This is a genomic window from Paenibacillus sp. UNC451MF (assembly GCF_000686845.1).
In the GTDB taxonomy this organism is placed as follows: domain Bacteria; phylum Bacillota; class Bacilli; order Paenibacillales; family NBRC-103111; genus Paenibacillus_S.
Genome location: NZ_KK366025.1, coordinates 187,441 through 206,676 on the forward strand (window position 1 = coordinate 187,441; position 19,236 = coordinate 206,676).

17 protein-coding genes are annotated in these 19,236 nt (G+C 45.7%); 2 read left to right on the forward strand and 15 right to left on the reverse strand.

Annotated features, from left to right (window positions below; genetic code table 11):
- Positions 1 to 59: 59 nt before the first annotated feature.
- The 8 genes from BP97_RS38370 to BP97_RS0133325 all read right to left on the reverse strand — a co-directional run bounded on the left by BP97_RS38370 (position 60) and on the right by BP97_RS0133325 (position 9,821).
- Positions 60 to 1,031 carry a hypothetical protein gene (locus tag BP97_RS38370; RefSeq protein WP_051621184.1) on the reverse strand — a complete coding sequence of 324 codons (972 nt, stop codon included), beginning with the start codon at positions 1,029 to 1,031 and terminating at the stop codon, positions 60 to 62.
- 50 nt (positions 1,032 to 1,081) lie between these two features.
- A complete protein-coding gene (locus BP97_RS0133295; protein WP_036747005.1) occupies positions 1,082 to 2,125 on the reverse strand; it encodes an alpha-amylase family protein in 1,044 nt (347 codons plus the stop codon).
- A gap of 33 nt (positions 2,126 to 2,158) precedes the next feature.
- The gene (locus tag BP97_RS0133300) at positions 2,159 to 3,745 is read right to left on the reverse strand and encodes a type 2 periplasmic-binding domain-containing protein (RefSeq protein ID WP_028552940.1); all 1,587 of its coding nucleotides are present in this window, start codon (positions 3,743 to 3,745) and stop codon (positions 2,159 to 2,161) included.
- A 19-nt stretch (positions 3,746 to 3,764) separates the two neighbouring features.
- Entirely contained in the window at positions 3,765 to 4,661 is an 897-nt protein-coding gene (locus BP97_RS0133305; protein WP_036747008.1) for a carbohydrate ABC transporter permease, read from the reverse strand.
- Positions 4,655 to 5,614 (reverse strand): ABC transporter permease, encoded by a 960-nt coding sequence (locus BP97_RS0133310; RefSeq protein ID WP_028552942.1) that lies wholly within the window; start codon positions 5,612 to 5,614, stop codon positions 4,655 to 4,657. The genes BP97_RS0133305 and BP97_RS0133310 overlap by 7 nt, the downstream gene beginning before the upstream one ends.
- A gap of 130 nt (positions 5,615 to 5,744) precedes the next feature.
- Positions 5,745 to 7,466 carry a cache domain-containing sensor histidine kinase gene (locus tag BP97_RS0133315; protein WP_028552943.1) on the reverse strand — a complete coding sequence of 574 codons (1,722 nt, stop codon included), beginning with the start codon at positions 7,464 to 7,466 and terminating at the stop codon, positions 5,745 to 5,747.
- Positions 7,463 to 8,944: a response regulator gene (locus tag BP97_RS0133320; protein WP_028552944.1), complete on the reverse strand. Its 1,482-nt coding sequence runs from the start codon at positions 8,942 to 8,944 to the stop codon at positions 7,463 to 7,465. Before BP97_RS0133320 ends, BP97_RS0133315 begins: the two co-directional genes overlap by 4 nt.
- 262 nt (positions 8,945 to 9,206) lie before the next feature.
- Positions 9,207 to 9,821, reverse strand: a complete 615-nt coding sequence (locus BP97_RS0133325; RefSeq protein WP_028552945.1) for a LysE/ArgO family amino acid transporter — start codon at positions 9,819 to 9,821, stop codon at positions 9,207 to 9,209.
- Positions 9,822 to 9,963: 142 nt separating this feature from the next.
- On the opposite strand from BP97_RS0133325, the gene BP97_RS0133330 reads away from it, so the two are divergent.
- Both BP97_RS0133330 and thiM read left to right on the forward strand, forming a co-directional pair.
- Positions 9,964 to 11,448, forward strand: a complete 1,485-nt coding sequence (locus tag BP97_RS0133330; RefSeq protein WP_028552946.1) for an aminotransferase-like domain-containing protein — start codon at positions 9,964 to 9,966, stop codon at positions 11,446 to 11,448.
- Positions 11,449 to 11,697: 249 nt separating this feature from the next.
- The gene (gene thiM / locus BP97_RS0133335; protein ID WP_028552947.1) at positions 11,698 to 12,513 is read left to right on the forward strand and encodes a hydroxyethylthiazole kinase; all 816 of its coding nucleotides are present in this window, start codon (positions 11,698 to 11,700) and stop codon (positions 12,511 to 12,513) included.
- Positions 12,514 to 12,535: 22 nt separating this feature from the next.
- Here the strand turns inward: thiM and BP97_RS0133340 are convergent, their stop codons facing one another.
- The 7 genes from BP97_RS0133340 to BP97_RS0133370 are packed head-to-tail and all read right to left on the reverse strand — an operon-like array spanning position 12,536 to position 19,233.
- Positions 12,536 to 13,255: a ThuA domain-containing protein gene (locus BP97_RS0133340; RefSeq protein WP_028552948.1), complete on the reverse strand. Its 720-nt coding sequence runs from the start codon at positions 13,253 to 13,255 to the stop codon at positions 12,536 to 12,538.
- 39 nt (positions 13,256 to 13,294) lie between these two features.
- A complete protein-coding gene (locus BP97_RS0133345) occupies positions 13,295 to 14,359 on the reverse strand; it encodes a Gfo/Idh/MocA family protein (RefSeq protein WP_036747010.1) in 1,065 nt (354 codons plus the stop codon).
- A 20-nt stretch (positions 14,360 to 14,379) separates the two neighbouring features.
- Positions 14,380 to 15,423: a LacI family DNA-binding transcriptional regulator gene (locus tag BP97_RS0133350; protein ID WP_028552950.1), complete on the reverse strand. Its 1,044-nt coding sequence runs from the start codon at positions 15,421 to 15,423 to the stop codon at positions 14,380 to 14,382.
- Between the two features lie 29 nt (positions 15,424 to 15,452).
- Entirely contained in the window at positions 15,453 to 16,007 is a 555-nt protein-coding gene (locus BP97_RS0133355; RefSeq protein ID WP_028552951.1) for an HAD family hydrolase, read from the reverse strand.
- The gene (locus BP97_RS0133360) at positions 15,997 to 17,016 is read right to left on the reverse strand and encodes an ABC transporter ATP-binding protein (protein WP_028552952.1); all 1,020 of its coding nucleotides are present in this window, start codon (positions 17,014 to 17,016) and stop codon (positions 15,997 to 15,999) included. The genes BP97_RS0133355 and BP97_RS0133360 overlap by 11 nt, the downstream gene beginning before the upstream one ends.
- A gap of 2 nt (positions 17,017 to 17,018) precedes the next feature.
- Positions 17,019 to 18,056 carry an ABC transporter ATP-binding protein gene (locus BP97_RS0133365; RefSeq protein WP_028552953.1) on the reverse strand — a complete coding sequence of 346 codons (1,038 nt, stop codon included), beginning with the start codon at positions 18,054 to 18,056 and terminating at the stop codon, positions 17,019 to 17,021.
- Positions 18,057 to 18,087: 31 nt separating this feature from the next.
- The gene (locus BP97_RS0133370) at positions 18,088 to 19,233 is read right to left on the reverse strand and encodes an ABC transporter permease (RefSeq protein ID WP_051621186.1); all 1,146 of its coding nucleotides are present in this window, start codon (positions 19,231 to 19,233) and stop codon (positions 18,088 to 18,090) included.
- Between the last annotated feature and the right edge of the window lie 3 nt (positions 19,234 to 19,236).

Sequence of the window (19,236 nt, forward strand, 5' to 3'; positions counted from 1 at the left end):
GTTTTTTATTAGAAAACCTCTATCGAGGACTTTCGAAGAAATAATAGGACACCGTAATATTACAGTTCTGCGTTTAAAGCTTGATTAAGGACTTGCAGCTGGCGAATGAATGGCTCCTCTATTAATCCCTGATGCGAAATCGGAACATCCCACGTCACAGTCCCTTCATGCTCATTAACATGTTTCGTATAACCAATGACGAACTCATCGGGCAGCTCCGGCTCTCCATACCCCCAATCCTTGCCTAGAAAACTAAGGATATGGTATTGAACCCCTTCGAGCCAACGTCCCTCACATACTGGGAACGACCTTATCACCTCTCCCCCGAGGTAATCCTCATGTTCCGTTCGATGAGAGATCACAGGTACGATTACGCCGGGATTGAAGGCAACGATGCTGTCGGGATTGCCTGCTTTTAAAGCTGCTGTAAAGCTTTGAAAGTTGGGTTCATCCGGGTGACGGTACATTTCATCGGCGAAATAGCAGCCGTCGATCCACCATCCGCTCACCTTATTCCCCCAACGTAAAGACCATTCCGTAATGACGGCCTCCCATTTCTTCTGGAATTCCGCCAATCGCTTGCCGGTCCGTTGTCGATTGTGCCGCATTCCGGAACCCGTGTATCCATTCTCCCATTCAAGCTTCTCTACTGCTACGGAATCACCGTTTGGAGCTCCGCTTGGCAAATAAACGAGCAGCTTAATCTGCTTGGGAGCTAATGCTTCATAAAGATCGCTAACCAGATCCCGTCTGGAGCATTTGCTCGGTTTCAGTCCCACGATGTCGTCATATACTGCATTAGGTGCGCAGTAATGTCCCGTATTTTGACCGAGAGTGAGATAGAAATACCGAGCTCCAACGCTTTCCAGCTGAGCAGCCAAGCCTTCCACATCGAATGCGTCTACGCGTTCGTTCCATTCCTCCGGCGTTAAATGGCATCCTTTCCGATCATGCGGCGGGGTTGGTAAATAATGACAGAATACTCCCCACTTAGCAGCCTTGAACCAATCTACGTTTCGCTTTGTCTCCATCGTTTTATCCTTCCTTTCATTACCTGCTCCATTTCGGATAATAACGAGTACTAAGTGTCCAATCCTTGTCGAAGCGCCTTCAGCTGCCGAATGAACGGTTCTTCGATGTAGCCCTGATGCGAGATCGGCACATCCCAAGTCACAACACCTTCGTTAAGATTCACGTGCTTCGTATAACCGATTACGAATTCATCAGGGAAGCGCGGGTTGCCAGCCCCCCAGGTCAAACCGAGATAACCTAATGTGTGATATTGGGCTCCATCCACCCAGCGGCTGTGCCGCATAGGAAATACTTTCGAGATTTCTCCAGCCGTATAATCGTCGAAGCTTGTGTGTGATTTCACAGGTACAACAACCCCCGGGTTAAAAGCGACAATGCTGTCTGGATTTCCTGACTTCAACGCAGCCGCGAAGCTTTGGAAGTTGGGCTCATCCGGATGACGGTACATTTCATCAGCGAAGTAGCATCCGTCGATCCACCATCCGCTGACCTTGTTCCCCCAACGCTCTGACCACTCTGTAATGACAGACTCCCACTTCCGCTGAAACGCAGCCAGCCGTTTCCCTTTACGTTTCTGGTCCAGCTTGCGCTGCGGCACAGCTAATCGGGTGCCCTGCTCCGTTGTGACGACGGTGAGGTGACTTGCTATGACATCCTTACGCGGTTTACCCCAATCCTCCTCATAGCCCCATTCCCATTCCAGCTTCTCCATCGCAACAGCGTCGGACGCGGGAGCACCGCTCGGAAGATATACAAGCAGCCTGATCCCTTTGTCAGTAAGCGCGTCTGCCAGATCACTGATGAGATCTCTGCGTGAGCATTTGCTCGGATGGATGCCAACGATGGAATCATAGGTAGCATTCGGCGAGCAGTAGTGCCCTGTATTTTGGCCGATCGTCATGAGGAAGTATCCTGCACCGACACTTTCCAGCTGGGAGACAAGCCCCTCCACATCGAAGCGATTTACGCGATCATTCCATTCCTCGCTTGTCATATGGCGCCCTTCCTGATTATTCGGCGGGGTCGGCAAATAGTGGCAGCAGACGCCCCATTTGGCATCCTTAAACCATTCCACCTGTTTTTTCGTCTCCATGCATTCATCCCTTCCTTTCACTCATGGATCGTTCTATTTTTTCTTCATTTTCTCGTATTCCTTTTGCGCTTCTTCCATGACCTTGGAACCGCCGGATTTATTCCATTCATCCACAAAATCATTAAACTGCGAGATTGGCCGTTTTCCGGTAATAAAATCGATAAAGTTTTTGATAGTCAGTTGATCCAGCCGGTCTTTATTTTCATAATAAATAGGCAGCTCTACCGGGCTCATCACATCATATTCCCCTTTAGCCACACTTTCAGCTTGCTTACGAATCGGCATTAATTTGCTCTTCGTCATATAGGGCGCTTGCAAATCGTAGTCGTTGAAGGAGGTTCCATATTGATCGCCGATACCGAATTTAATGCGTTCCTCTTCCTTATCATAAGGAGGGATATATTCGAAATCACCATCAGCGTTGATCTTATATGTCTTTCCCTTCTCTCCGTATACGAGCTTCTCATAAAATTCCGGGTTAAAGGACCGTTCCTCCCACAACTGAATATAGCGGATCATTTTGTCCGGATCTTTGCTCATATGTACTCCCAACTGGACACCTGAGCTTGGAATGGGATTACGCTGGGTAATACCGAGCTTTCCGGCAGGTCCTTTCGGTCCGGAGATCGTCGTCCATTTCGCGTTCGGATTTTTCTCCTTCGTCTTTTCGTAAAATAAGCCGGAGTTAAAAGCATCTCTCGGAATGAATTTATACCAGGCATCCTGAACCATGCCGATTTTCTCCGAAATGACTTTATCCTCTACGTTCTTCTGTTTGTTAAGAACAAACTCCGGATCGATTAGGTCCTCCTTATACCATTTATTCAAGAGGGTTAATGCTTCCTTAGCACCCGGCTCCACCTCTCCTCGGACAAGCTTGCCTCCCCGATCGACGAAGGCTCCGGGGTACAAGTCAAAGGCACCGAATATCGGTGAGAATAAATTCTCAATCGCTTCGCTTTTCACCGTCCAGCCGTACGTATCTTTCTTGCCATTCCCATCAGGATCGTCATTTCTGAATTTACGCAGCATGACTTCCAGATCATCGAGTGACTCAGGCGTCTTGGATAGGCCGACCTTGTCCAGCCAATCCTGACGGATTCCCAGCACCTGCCAAGTCGGTCCGAGACTCCAGACAATCGGCAAAGAATAATTTTTACCGTTCCTTCGCGTATAAATGAAAGGGTCGTTACCCAAATACTTTTTCAACCATGCCATATATTTCGGAGCATATTTTTCCAGCATTTCCTGAGGAACTTCGGCAACCGCTCCTTGATCTACCAGCTTGTTGTACGCTGTAAAAGGCAGATCCGCCCATGTATCCGGTATTTCTCCAGAAGCGATCTTGAGCAGGATCGCATCCTTTCGGGCATTAGCGTCGTTGGGAATCGGTAAAATATCGATATCCACATTGAACTTCTCTTTGATCTGATTATTGGCATACCCGTTCGCCGTCACTTTGTCATAGTTAGCGCTCAAAAATGTCAGCTTCATTTTCTTATTGGTCGTACCTGCATCAGCTGAGGGGGCTGCTGGCTGACCTTCGGACGAGCTGCAGCCGATAAGCGATGTAAGCAAAATGGCAGAGCTTAGTGAGGCGGCAATACTTTTCTTTTTCATACAGATGCCTCCTTATGAACTAACCTTTTAATGCACCGATCATGATGCCTTTGACAAAATATTTCTGAACGAACGGATAAACGAGCAGCATCGGAATGATAGACATCATAATCATGGTCGCCTGAAGCTGTCTGCCCGAGAAAGCACCTGACTGATCCGTTCGATACAGCATCGCATTCAATTCATCCATGTTGTTATCGACTATAATTTTGCGGAGTACTACCTGCAGCACCTGCTTGTTCGGATCTGATATGTAGATCAGACTGTCGAACCAGGCATTCCAGTGACCTACTGCCACCCACAAAGCGACAGTAGCCAATACCGGCTTGGATAACGGAAGGACGATTTTCCAGAAGATCAGGAAATAACCGGCCCCGTCCACCTTTGCAGATTCCTCCAACCCCTCAGGTATCGATTTAAAAAAATTCCGCATAATGAGCACATTGAACGCGCTGATGACACCGGGTAGAATGAGGGCCCACATCGAGTTGTACAGACCAAGCTTTTTGATCAAAATATAATTAGGTATTAAGCCGCCCTTGAACAGCATGGTGAATATAATAAACGCTGTAAGCAGTGAGTTGAACGGCAGCCCCTTCTTAGATAGAGGATAGGCGAACATAGAGGTTAGTATGAGACTGAGCACGACCCCGACTATGGCGCGTATTCCAGAATTGGCAAACCCGGTCCAGAGCGACTGATATTTCATTGCCATCACATAGCTATCAAAGGTTACGCGTGATGGCCATAGCTGAACGCCTGTTGAGAAGGCTAAGCTGCCTGGGCTTAAGGAAATGACCACCTGATTCCAGAAAGGAAACAGCGTAATGACCATCATCAGCAGGATGATCACATACAGAAATACATCGAACAGCTTCTCGTTTACCGATCTTCTCGTTTGCTGACTGCTCACCATAGCGTATGCTCCCTCCCCCCCATCATGCGGACAATCTTGTTTACCGTAACAATGAGGATTAAAGCAACAACCGACTTGAATAGGCCTACTGCGGTTGAGTAGCTGTAATTGGCATCGATCAAGCCTTTCCGATATACATAGGTGTCTATGATGTCCGACACTTCGTATACCTTTGCGCTGTACATATTAAAAATCTGATCAAAGCCAGCATCCAACACATGAGCCATGCGTAGTATCAGCAGAATACAGATTGTGGGAAGCAGCATCGGGAATGTAATATGTACAATCCGCTGCATTCGGCTAGCCCCATCGATTACAGCAGCATCGTACAGCTCCTGTGAAATTCCAGCAATCGCTGCAAAATAGATGATTGATTCCCAACCAAAGCTTTGGAATATATCCGTTATGACTAGAATGCTCCGAAAATATCTCTCGTCGGCCAAGAACAGAATCGGCTGGTTGCTCAGCAGCTTCAGAAAGCTATTAACGATCCCGTCAAGGGAGAAAATGCTGATGAAGATACCGGAAAGCACGACCCATGAGATGAAGTGCGGAAGATAAGATACAGTCTGTGCGACCTTCTTGAAATGCACGTGGCGGATTTCATTGAGCAGCAAGGCGAACAGAATCGGTACTGGGAACCCAAAGAGCAATTTATAGAAGCTGATAAGCAGTGAATTTTTGAGTACGATGTAGAAGTAAGGATCGGAGAAAGCTTTATTGAAATGCTTCATCCCGACCCAAGGGCTTGCACTGATGCCTCCAAGAATTTTGAAATCCTTAAATGCGATCACAGCACCGAACATCGGGATATAGTGAAAAATGATAAAATAAAGCAGACCGGGTACCAGCATGAGCAGCAACGCTTTATGAGCTTTTATTTGCTTAATGCGGTAAGACCGAAGCTTGACGACTTCACGGACGGGCTCGCCGAGTTGCACTGCGCTTTTCATCGGACACCTCCTTGGGCGGGAAAAATAGGGTTAAGTAGGCCTCCCTTCATGTTTGTTCGCGCTTACATTTCATGTTTTAACTATACACAATAACTATGCGAATTAAATTATCAGATTTTTTAGAAAAGCATCATAATTTTATGCTCTTATCTTCTTGAGGCAAAAGGATACGCATCCGAGTTCCTTCTCCTTCGACACTCTCTGCTGTAACCCCGTACCGTTCACCGAAAGAGAGTCGAATCCGGTCATGAACGTTTTTCAGACCATAGCCTTTAGCCATACTGCCGAACAATGAATCGATAAGCTCCCTGTTCATACCCGGACCATTATCCTCTACTGTAAACTCAATGGCATCTTCCTTTAGCACTCCTGTAACCGTTAGCCGTCCTCTCCCTTCCAGCTTCTGATCAATCCCGTGCTCAATCGCATTCTCAACGATAGGCTGAAGAATAAAATTCAACGTGTGGCAGCGATACAGACTTTCATCGATCCTGTACTCCACATCAAAGCTGTTATCGTGCATAATAAGCTGGATCTCCAAGTACGCTATCATATTTTCCAACTCACTCCGAACAGAAGTTACCGATTCTCCCTTATTCAATGCCGTTCGATAAAACTTGGACAACGTCGTCACGATATGGCTAATATCCGTCGCACCAAGATGAAGCGCCTTCCAATTAATAATCGATAAACTGTTGTACAAAAAATGGGGATTGATCTGCGTCTGCAATACCTTCAACTCGGCCTCCTTTTGCAGTAAGCGGTTGTGGTATACCTCGTTAATTAACTCCTTGATTTTGCGAAGCATATCGCTGAAACGGACAGCCAGCTCTCCAATCTCATCCTTGGTGCCTTTTGGAATGACGATGTCCCAATTGCCGTCGCCAACTGACTTCATGGTGCGGTTCAGAATGAGAATTTGCTTCAACAATGTATTGGAAAAGAGACCCATCAGAATCATTAAGACGAAAAGGCACAGCATAATAATGACGATCGTTGCCCCGACGATTTGTATGAGTCCTGGAGACATTTGAGCTACCGGTGCATAAAAGTAAAGCGTCCAATTGGGCTGTTCCATCATGCTCTTGATAACAAAATGGTCTATTCCGTTCAAAGAGGCAATCCCCTCCGGAACACCGGCTGCACCCGCTTTCTCCAGGTTTAATTGGGCACCGGAATCGGTTGTTTTGGAATAAATGACACGACTGTTGGAATCGGTTATGACGATTCCGTACTCTCCTAAATCAGGAGGATTAATATCCTGAAAAATATCGGTATAACGAAATTTCATGGTAAGCAGCACATATTTGCCGTTCGTGAAAAAATTGGGGAATTTTCGGGTTAGTAATAGATCCCCCTGTTCGTAGTACCATCCAGTGGAATTTGTATTGTTGTTGGAGCTTTTATACCATAATGTATCCTTTACCCTATCAGCGGATTGGATATAGTCTCCATATTCCGGAAGATCATTTTGTGAATATACGGTCAGTTGGGATATTTCCTTATCGATAGATAAAATCATCTTGAAGAACGGGTCCAGATCGTGCCTTAAATCATACGCCAAATTGTCAAGGTCCTCATACTGATTTGCGAATATACGCTGAATACCTGAATTAAAAACAATCAGATTCGTTAAGTTGTTGTATTTCCCGATTTTATAATTAAATTTATCCGCTAGTACTCCTGCCGTATCCTTCATCCCCTGCATAGCCTGTCTTTGGAGGAATTGATTGGATTGGTGATATGAATAAATGCCCAGAGCCAGAATCGGAATGATCGCGAGAACGATATAGGTAAACAACAATTTTTGCTTAAGCCGCAGATTCAGGAAATAATGCATAAAGCGTTTCATGGACTCTCCTCCCTATATTGGGCCGGAGAGACACCTACGTAGTTTTTAAACAGTGCTCCAAAGTAAGATAAATTCGTGTAGCCCACTTCATGACCGATATCCACTATCTTCATATTGGTGCTGCTCAAATAATGCTTCGCCTTCTCCATACGGTATTGCGTAACATATTTCACAAGGCTAAGTCCGGTCTCTTTCTTGAATAAATAGCTTAAATAGCTGGGGGATAAATACACTCTCTCGGCAATTTGTTCTAGGTGGATATCGGTCTGATATTCGGTATGAATGATTTCCAGTACATGAGTAATATTTTTGCGTCCCGGTTTCATCCCCATATCGTCATGAATGACCCCTCCAATACTTTCTTCCAAAAAACGCAGCATTAATCCCTTCAGCTCGGTTAGGTTATGACAATGGTAAATGTCTTGAGCTGCTTCCTGAACAGACTTTTTGACATAGCCTCGCAGATAGATCACCATATACTTTACCAGCAGCATGCATAGGTGTTTTACATAAATCGTTGAGAACGAAGTACTGTTCTCCAAATTAAGAAATAAGCGTCCCAACTCCTCACGGCCGAGTTGAAGATCCTTCTGTTCCAGCGCCGCTTGAACCCGCTCCACCAATGCATCGACCGAATCGGTCGGGCCGTTATGGCTCCACTCTGATGATTCCGTAAACAAAATAAATGGCGCTTCTGAGAAAAATCTCGTTTCAAGAAGCTTCTCCATCTTACTCCACTCCGAATAAAAGCTCTCCTCCGAATACAGGCCGCAGCTGAACACAATAAAGAAATCAGACTGGAACCATTTGTGCATTACAGCCTGTAGCCGTCTGCCTATAAGGTCAAGTTCCTCATGGCATGTCCCCTCGCAAAGGCGGTCTTGAAATAGCAGCAGACTTTGAAATTCATTCAAATTTATATAATCGAAGGGCTGCTTCAGCACTTCTCTTAGTATTTGCTCTATATCCTGCGAACAGGTATCAAAAAACTTCAGTCTGCTCTCCATCACCATCATCCGCTTATAAGGGAACACATTCCAGCAGCGGCTGCGGCTCATACTGGGCTTTCTTCCGTGGAGCAACTCCAGAAGCTGCTGTCTTCTGCGCTCTTCACAACGTTGAGCACCTTCTTGCATTGCATTCAGAAATTCTGCTATTTCTACTGGTTTTAGGATATAATTTGCCGCTTGCAGCTGAAGCGCCTGCTTAGCGTAATGGAATTCCCCATATGCAGACAAAAATAAAATCTGCAGCGACGGATCTAGCTTTCTCGCTTCAGCCGCGAGCTGCATGCCGTCCATAAATGGCATCTTAATATCCGTCAACAGAAGATCAACCGGGTTCATTTGTAAATATTGAAGCGCTTTCAAACCATTCTCAGCTTCAGCCATTTGAAACGGAAGCTTATATTGCCGTATTAACAGCTTGATCCCTTCTCGCTCAATCTTCTCATCGTCCACAATAAGAATATTGTACATAATGACCTCCCGGAAAATGAAGAGTTACACTGACTTCATTATATTTAGTTTATGTGTCGTTGTCTGTAAAATCATGCCATTATCGAAATTCTTATTGAACCGATTTCCACTGGAGAGAGCTTGGCTTTGGTTCCTCTTGTTTATTTTCGCGACAAGTAAGCGGCATCACAGCCAAGACGAAGGACAGCCGGATTCTACCGTCTGTCCTTTTTGCGTTATCTTCTTGTATAATTCGACATAAACCTTTATTGAATTGATCGACTTAATCCAAAAGTCTCCAAACCATATAGAGAGCCGTTCCCCAGATGATAACCGCAGATGCCTTGTTCAACCGTCTCATCCAATCGCCGGATTTGTCCATCTTTTTCATTAGACTTCCTGCTGCGCATAACCCTATGAACCATAGCCACGATACCAAAATAACAGATAAAGTAAATGTGGCTCTATTTGCTCCTGAATACTGCAGCGAATTCATCCCGATCACGACGATCGTATCCATAATGGCATGCGGATTCAGTAAAGACACGGAAGCCGCGAACAGCACTTGCTTACGCAGCCCATAATTAGATTCTGCAGCAGACAAACTATTGGACTGATCGCTTTTCCATGTCTGCCACCCCATATAGATTAGAAATACTATGCCAACACTTAGCAAAATCATTTTGAGCCAACCAAATGTAAAAACAGCTGCGGACACTCCTAATACCGCGAGGATGACCAGCAAATTATCGCATAACGCGGCTGTAATTACTGAAGGCATGGCACGGATCAGGCGCCGTTGGTTCGCTCCCTGGTTGAAAATAAACAAATTTTGTACACCTAAAGGCAGGATCAGCCCCCCAGCCAATATAAACCCGTGAATCATTGCTTCAATCATCGTATATCCTCCAGTTAAACTTGATGCGCTTATCGGTCTATTGTAGAACAAGAGGTGGTCCTTGACTCCATCCATTTGGATGGATAACAAACCAACCAAATCGTATAATAAGAGATAATTAAAAATAACCGGAGGAACAGTAATGACTTCGCAAGTAGAATGGCAGCCGGACCGTAAATCTGATCTCCCGCTCCATTATCAGATCAGCCTGCACATCAAAAACAAAATCATTCGCGGCGAGTGGCCAGCGGGAACGAAAATTCCGTCACAGCGGCGGCTTTCGAAAGATTTTGGTGTGAATCGAAGTACGATCGTGGTAGCTCTCGACGAATTGACTGCAGATGGCTACTTGAAGGGCAATCGTGGGGGCGGTACCACCGTGGCAAATTTCACTGAACATGACCAGAACTCTGCTCCCCCACCCGACTGGACCTCTTATGTGAAATCAGGCATTCAATCCTCAAATATTTCAACCGTCCAGGAAATCAATCAAGCCGAGTTTCGCTCGGATATCATCCGACTTGGGACAGGGGAATTAGCTCCCGACCTGCTGCCGCATCAAGAAATGAGAACCGTGCTTCAAAAATTGTCTAATGAAACAACAATGACACTTGGCTACGAGGAGCCCAAAGGCAGCGCAAGACTAAGGCAGCTCATTGCACAACACGTGGAGAATTACGGTATTCATGCCGCTCCCTCTTCCATCTTGATCGTGTCCGGCGCCCTTCAGGCTCTTCATCTCATTTCTATAGGACTGCTGTATAGAGGATCAACGATCCTGCTGGAAAAACCATCTTATCTTTACTCCATCCCTATATTCCAATCTGCGGGAATGAAGCTTACCGGCATTCCGATGGATAATCAAGGGATTCGAGCAGACCTTGTTCCTAAGTACAAGAAGCAGTACAACGGCGCGCTCCTGTATACCATTCCTACCTTTCATAATCCGACGGGAATAGTCATGTCCCGGAATCGACGGGAACAGCTGCTGCAGGTTTGCATCAAGGAAGGTCTGCCTTTGATTGAGGATGATGTATATAGGGAGTTATGGATTGATGCCCCGCCCCCTCAGCCTTTAAAAGCAGCAGACTCAGGGGGTAATGTTTTATATGTGGGCAGCTTTTCGAAGACCGTCAGTCCGGGACTTCGAATCGGGTGGGTCATCGGCCCCGAGCCAGTTATGGACCGGTTGGCAGACATTAAAATGCAAACGGATTACGGGGCGAGCTCCCTCTCTCAAGCTGCTGCCGCTCAATGGCTTGCAAGCGGCTTATACCAGCAGCATATTCTATCGTTGAGACAACAGCTGCTTGTCCGCAGAGCGATTGCAATTACGGCTTTGGAGAAGCATTTGGGGGATTTTGCGCATTGGGAAATACCTAATGGAGGGTTTTATGTATGGCTTTGCTTATCTAAGATTCTGCCATTAAAGGCATTGTTTGCAGCAGCCCTGAAAGAGGGGATTTTGCTCAACCCAGGTCATCTGTACGATGGGGAAAACAGCCGCCATCTTCGTATATCTTACGCATATGCTTCCTTGGACGATTTGGAAACAGGCATCTTCAAATTGTCCGTTATTGTAAAGCAAATGCTGAAAGCTTCCGATTCTGGTTCTTCAATAACTTGAAGCCCATACCAGCAAACACAAAAAAAGGAGTGGTTCCCCACTCCCATAGAATCGTAAAACCCATGAAGCTTCAGATGTGTACGTGGTACTCTGATGGGGATTCTAACTACCAAAGTTCTTGGCAAATCCGCACCCATTAGTGCTAAAATGGATAAGAAGTTAGGAAGCTTAACTTACCGACTTACAGTTAAAAAAGATACGATAAGATGAACCTTCATCCCAGAGTTAATGATAAGGAGACCAAAGTCAATGGATAACCAAAGCATGATCAGAACCTTGGACAAAGTAAGATCCATGAGCCCTTTAGTACACAATATTACGAATGTCGTCGTTACCCAGTTTACAGCGAACGGCCTATTGGCATTGGGTGCATCCCCCGTGATGGCTTATGCCAAAGAAGAAGTGGCTGACATGGCACGCATCGCAGGCGCTCTGGTGTTGAATATCGGAACCTTGGATGAAACCGTGGTTGAATCTATGCTGATTGCGGGCCGTTCCGCGAACGAGCATCAGGTTCCCGTCATCTTCGACCCTGTTGGTGCAGGAGCCACTCCTTATCGCACGGAAACCTCCCGCCGCATTATGAAGGAGCTTCAAGTATCCATCCTGCGAGGTAATGCAGCAGAGATAGCCAATGTCATAGGCGAGTCCTGGTCCATTAAAGGTGTCGATAGCGCAGGAGATTTGACCGAAGATATTGGCTTGCTTACGAAGCGTGCGGCACAAGCTCTCGGTTGTGTGGTTGTCGTGACTGGAGAAGATGATTATGTCAGCAACGGAACGGATACCTATAAGATCAGCGGCGGAACTCCTTTGCTGACTCGCGTAACAGGAACGGGCTGCTTGTTAACTTCAATCATCGGCGCATTTTCTGCCGTAGAAAAAGATCTCATGCTTGCAGCTGTCTCCGCATTGTCCTTCTATAGCGCAGCAGCGGACACCGCCATTCTTGCCTCTTCACCGGACAAGCCAGGTTCGTTCCAAACGGAATTATTGAATCAGCTGTCCCAAATGAACGGGACCGTCTGGAGCAAGTATATGTCGGTTAGTAAAATCACCGATTAGTCTTTAACCAAGACTGCACACACTACTTGTTTATTTCCTCCAAAGGAGTATGGTGGCCATAATAGGTGGTTTCTCTTTGAACCGGGGCTGTCCATTTCACTGCATTGGAAATCACACGATGAATCTCTTTGTTATGGTAGGTAGGGTAGGTTTCATGGCCCGGACGGAAATAAAAGATTCGGCCTTGACCGCGGCGGTACGTGCAGCCGCTGCGGAATACTTCTCCTCCCGCAAACCAGCTCACAAAGATTAATTCGTCCGGAACAGGGATATCAAAATGCTCCCCGTACATTTCTTCCTCAGGCAAGTCGATGTAAGGGCCTATGCCCTCTACTATAGGGTGAGAAGGATCAACAACCCACAAGCGTTCTTTCTCGTCTGCTTCTCTCCATAAAAGATCGCATGATGTCCCCATCAGTCTTCGGAACAGCTTGGAATGATGCCCGGAATGCAGCACGATTAATCCCATTCCTTTATGTATCCGTTCACAAATACGGTCAATAACGGCATCCTGAAACCCTTTATGATCAACGTGTCCCCAATATATGAGTACATCCGTATCCTCCAGTTTCTCCTGCGTTAACCCATGCTCAGGCTCATCAAAGGTTGCAAATTGAATATGTAAGCCATCCTGCTTAATTCCTTGTGCAATCGCTCCATGGATTCCTTCAGGGTATATGGCTGCGACTTCCGGCTTGCGCTGCTCTTGAATAAATTCATTAAAAATCGTTATTTTGATCATTTATCCTTCAGCTCCTTTGATATGGATATTACACTGCCTTTACAGTGATAACCGTCTCGCAACACCGTCTTCCGCCGAATCCAGAATAGCCTGCAGCACCTGCTGATTGCGGTAACCATCCATAAATGATGGAAATATTGAAGATTTGGAATCAGTCAAGGAATCTACAAAGTCTTGCAGCATCAGCCTCATTGGCTTGCCATCCAAATAAATGACTTTTTCGGTAAGCTCCCGTTCGTCCCCTTCTCTTAGCGTCAAGTGAACCTCATTCGGGTTCTCAACCGATACCCTGACAGTACCCAGATCCCCGAATAAGGTAACTTGAAATTGATTCCCCGCACCAATCGCATTTTTATGCGTATAGAAGGTTGCCATCACTCCGTCATCCAACACACCTTGGAATCCGGCAAAGTCATCCACATCTACTTTCACCGGTTCCCCAGTTCGCAAATCGATTCGGGTGTCTATAAATGTGCTCAGCATTCCGGCAACTTGGGTAAACTCCCCTACAAAAAAACGGGCTGAATCGATCATATGAGAGCCAATGTCGGCCAAAATACCAGACCCTGCCACCTCTTTGCTAAACCGCCATGTGTACTCTTTGTTGAACATGGGTGCGTTTTCCTCTTGCAGATAATGAGCAGCCAAATGTCGTATCCGCCCCAATGTCTTTTGCTCCAACAGCTGCTTTACATATTGAAAGCAAGGTCTGTATCGGTAGGAGAAACCAATCATGCAAGGAATCGGATTACTTTCATACAAGCTTATTAACTCATTCGCCTCTTCCATAGTTCTTGTGAAGGGCTTCTCAGCAAAAATTGGCTTATGGCAATGAATCGCATGTTTTAAAATAGCCGCATGGAATTTATTTGATACTCCTGCTATAACAAAATCGATCTCATTGTCCTCGATAATTTGTTTGAAATCGGTATATCTTTTTGCCGCAGGCAAATTCAATCGGTTTCCCGTTTGTTCCACAGCCTGAGCGTTAATGTCACAAACTGCGGCCACTCGGGTATACGGAATTTTAGCTAGATGACTCATGTGATAGTCGCCAATGCTTCCTAGTCCGATGATGCCCACATTCCAAACTTTCTGGCTCATAGGTTCAATCCTCCTAAACATCAAATAGAATGAGGTGGTACAAGTTCAGTACATGAATTTCGTTCGACGATTTTGCTTTCAACGATTATTTTTTCCGGAAAATCACCCTGAAGCACTCCCAGCTTGTGCATTAATAATCGAACCGACTGCGCCCCCAGTTCTGAAGGCTGAAGATCCATACTGGTCAAGGATGGATTCGATTGAACCATCATAGATAAATCTCCGCAGATGACAAATATCGATACGTCCTCCGGTACCCGCAAATCCAGATCCTTAATAGCGTTCATCACGCTAAAGGCAGTTCGGTCGTCATCGGCAATGATAGCCGTCACCTTTTTGTTGAGCTTGCCCAGTATTTGAATCGTCTCATCATAGCCATAGTCCATGTACTCTGTTGAGAGGATGGCCGGCTTGTGTTGAATCATATGTTCTTCCACTTGAATATGATGATCCTCCATAGCTCGAATAAAGCCCTCATTTCTATCGATAGCTACCGTCATAAGCTCGTTGGCATTTAAAAACATCATATTCTGATGCCCTTTATCTATCAGATATTTACATATATTGTAAATTATTGTTTGATTATCATTATCCACGCTAGGTGAGCTATCAATGTTCTCATTCATTACTCTACCTACGGTAACGAAAGGGATGTTTTCCATATGCATCAGATTGATGCGTTCGTCCTCCGTAGTAGGGCTCATCACAACCGCCCCATCAATCGGATAGCTCGATAAGAAAGGTGTCCTCACCTTTTGGGCAGGAATCATATCCAGCAAAACCCGGTACCCGTAATAGGACGCCTCCAGGATCACTCCATTAATGAACTGATTATGAAAAGCGCTAAAAAAGAAATTGCCATGCGGGATCGTCAATCCGATAGCCATGGTTTTCTTCGTGACCAAGCTTCGCGCAATATGATTCGGAACATAATTGAGCTGCCTTGAAACACTGAGCACTCTTTCTGTCACTTCTTTACTTGTACGTCTTTTTTGGCTAAACACATTTGATACGGTACCCTTTGAAACTTTTGCCAGCCTTGCAACATCGTCGATTTTTGCCATTTGAACCCTTACATCCTCTCGGTAATTCGTTATGCTAATTGCTGATTCAGCTTTTCCACCAATTCAATTAATTCTGTCGGTTTGTTAATGATGTAATCCGGTTTTTCGCTATCGTCAGCATGCTGCTTAGGATATCGGGGAGTCCAGCTTAGGAAGACACTCGTGATTCCCATTTGATTAGCTCCCTTGATATCCCTGCTCAAATTATTGCCTACCATAATAATCCGGGAGCAATCCTGCTCGCTCAGATCTAATGCCCCAATTGCCGCTTTGAACATTCTTGGGCTTGGCTTGAATGCTTTAACAGTCTCCGAATAGACCATCGTTTCGAAATAATCATACAGGCCGTTTTGGGTCAAAATATTTTTGAACGATTGGGCATAACCATCAGCGACAATGGCTAATGTATAGCCTCTTTCGGCAAGTGTCTTCACCATGATGTCCGCACCGGGGATGATGTCGGCCTGAATCACAATATCGTGCTCATCGCGAATTTCCGTTCCTTCATCAATAATCGTATCGCCGCAATCTAGAAATATAATTAATTTCTTTGGTTCTAAGGCGTTCTCTTGGCTATGACTCATTGGTTACACCTCTCAATTTCAATTCATTAGCATAGTGGCATGCGACGAAATGCTCGTCATGAATAGGCTGCAGCTCAGGCTCCTGTTGAACGCACTTATCTGTTTTGTAGGCGCACCTCGGGTGAAAATGGCATCCGCTTGGCGGATTTGCAGGGTTAGGTACCTCCCCTTCCAGAATGATCCGATCTTTCTTCAGATGAGGATCGGGCTCGGGTACAGCTGATAGCAGCGCTTCTGTATATGGATGCTTTGGATGCTCAAACAGCGATTCTACCGTTGCCAGCTCTACAATTTTACCGAGATGCATCACCGCTACCCTATCCGAAATATTTTGGACAATTGATAAGTCATGGGAAATAAAAATATAAGTAATTTGCAGTTGCTGCTGCAGATCCTTAAGCAGATTGATGATCTGCGCCTTAATCGATACATCCAGAGCTGACACTGCTTCGTCGCATACGATAAGCCGAGGCCGGGAAATTAATGAACGCGCAATGGCGATGCGCTGTCTTTGACCTCCGGAAAACGCATGCGGATACCTTTTTAGATAGCTGACATTCAACCCGGTCTTTTGGGCAATTTCCGTCACCTTCTCATCCACTTCGGACTTGGACAGCTTAAAGTTGGCCAGCAGCGGCTCGGAGATAATGTCATAGACGCTCATTCTTGGGCTTAGTGAAGAATATGGATCCTGGAAGATCATTTGAATATCTTTTCTTAAGCTTTTGAACTCCTTGCCCTTCAAGGTTAGAAAGTCGACCTGCTCCCCACGATCCGTGTTATAAAGCACTTGCCCGGAGCTGGCATTCACTCCTCTTACAATACAGCGGCCTAATGTTGTTTTACCGCAGCCTGACTCTCCGACAATGCTTAACGTTTCGCCTTCATACAACTTGAAGGAAACATTGCTTAGCACGCGGATAGAGGAAGGTTTACGGAAGAACGTTTTATCGGATTTCACTTGAAAATCTTTATTCAAATTAACTACATCCAGTAGCAGCTTGGACACGCTTATTTCCCCCCTCCCTTATCCGTATACAGAAAGCATCTCACCATATGATTGTCGCCTACTTGGGTTTTCGGTACAGCTTGCATATTGCACACACCGTCAATCCTATCCTTACAGCGGTCGTAAAAGCCGCACATCGGCGGCATGTTAATAGCAATAGGAACGGTCCCTTCGATGGATTCCAGCCGTTTATGCTTATTTCCGCCTAATTTGGGCATCGAATTAAGCAGTCCTTTTGTGTACGGATGCTTAGGATTGTAGAAAATTTCATCCACCGTCGATTGCTCGACAATTTTGCCCAAATACATGACAGCCACTTCATCGCACATTTCCGCAATAATGCCTAGATCATGAGTTACGAGCAGAATGGCCATACCGAATTCCTTTTGCAAGCTCTTCATCAATTCCAGCACCTGAGCTTGAATCGTTACGTCAAGAGCAGTGGTCGGCTCATCGGCAATGAGCAGCTCCGGGTTACAGGACAAGGCCATAGAAATCATCGCCCTCTGGCGCATACCTCCGGAAAATTCATGTGGATACTGATCGAACCGTTTTTCCTGATCGGAGATCCCGACCTTGCTCAGCATTTCGAGCGCTATTTGCTTTGCTTCTTTCTTGTCCTTCGTGCGATGGGTCAGGATGGCTTCCATAATCTGATTGCCGATGGTATACATAGGTGAAAAGGCGGTCATTGGCTCCTGGAAAATCATCGCGATTTTACGGCCCCGGATCGAACGAATTTGCTTACTTCGCGGGTTTAATGATAATAAATTGACAGGCTGTGTAGACTTCTCCGAGGCAGAATGATACACAATTTGACCTGATGTTTCGCATTCTTTGGGATTAATGCTGATTATCGCCCGACTGGTCAAGCTTTTGCCGCATCCTGACTCGCCAACAAGTCCTAAAGTCTTCCCTTTCTTGATTTCAAAATCTACTCCGTCTACTGCCTTCATTTCACCATTATCCATTTGAATTCGTATCTTCAAATCCTGAACCGTAAGAAGCGATTCCTCCATGCGGGAAGCTTGAGATGTCATCCTATCCCCTCGCTTTATACTGGATATTTCCTTATCTTTTGTAAGGATCTGCTGCATCGCGCAGTCCATCACCCAAAAAATTAAATGTTAAGACCGTGATAATAACAAAACCTAAAGGAATCAGCTTCCATGGATACAAAGCCACGTTATCGATTTGCTGGGCTTCCTGAAGCAGTACTCCCCAGCTTGTAGCCGGTGAACGAATGCCTAGGCCAAGGAAGCTCATCGCTGTCTCACCAAGGATCATCCCCGGAATGGCCAGTGTGGTCGCTACAACCAGGTAACTGATGAAGCCGGGTAGAAGATGCTTAACAATAATTTTCGTATCGCTGACACCTGCTATTTTGGCGGCCAATACGTATTCTTCATTTTTTAGTGAAATAAATTTTCCACGCGCCACACGGGCCAAATCCGTCCATCCGATAAAAGCGAAAATGATAACAATATAAAGATACATGGTGACTACCGGAATACGTGGGGGTATAGCAGCCGAGAGAGCCATCCATAAGGGAAGCGTCGGAAACGAACGAATAATTTCAATCACCCGTTGGATAACCGAATCAAGCCACCCGCCGAAGTACCCGGAGATGCCCCCAATGATTAACCCCAAGACAAAGCTTATTGCTACCCCGATCAGCGGGATACTAAGCGAAATTTGACTTCCCAGCACTATTCGCGAAAATAAATCTCTGCCCATCCCGTCCGTACCGAAGATAAAGAGCCGTCCCGGTTGATCCACACCAAACAAATGCGTCTTGGTCGGAATGAAGCCTAAGAATTGATAGCTCTCTCCCTCAACAAGGAAGCGGACCGAATACTTGATTTTATCATCCTGCACGAACGTTTTGCGGAAAGTGACCGGATCTCTCCCTGACTTCAATTCATGGACAAAGGGTCTGAAGTGAAACTTACCGTCTGCATCGATAAATTTGATTTTCATTGGAGGAGCATTCACATATTTGCTGTCATAGCTTTGCAAACCATAAGGGGCTATGAACTGCGCAAAAATGGCAGCCAAATAAAACAGCGATAACACGATTAGACTGACGCGGGCAAGCTTATGCTTTTTCAATCTTTGATACATTAGCCGCCATTGGGAGCTGTAGTAAACATCATCATTTTTGGCAGACTTCCTGCTGATAAGCGGCGGCTTTCTGAATATCGTTATTGTTTTCATCAA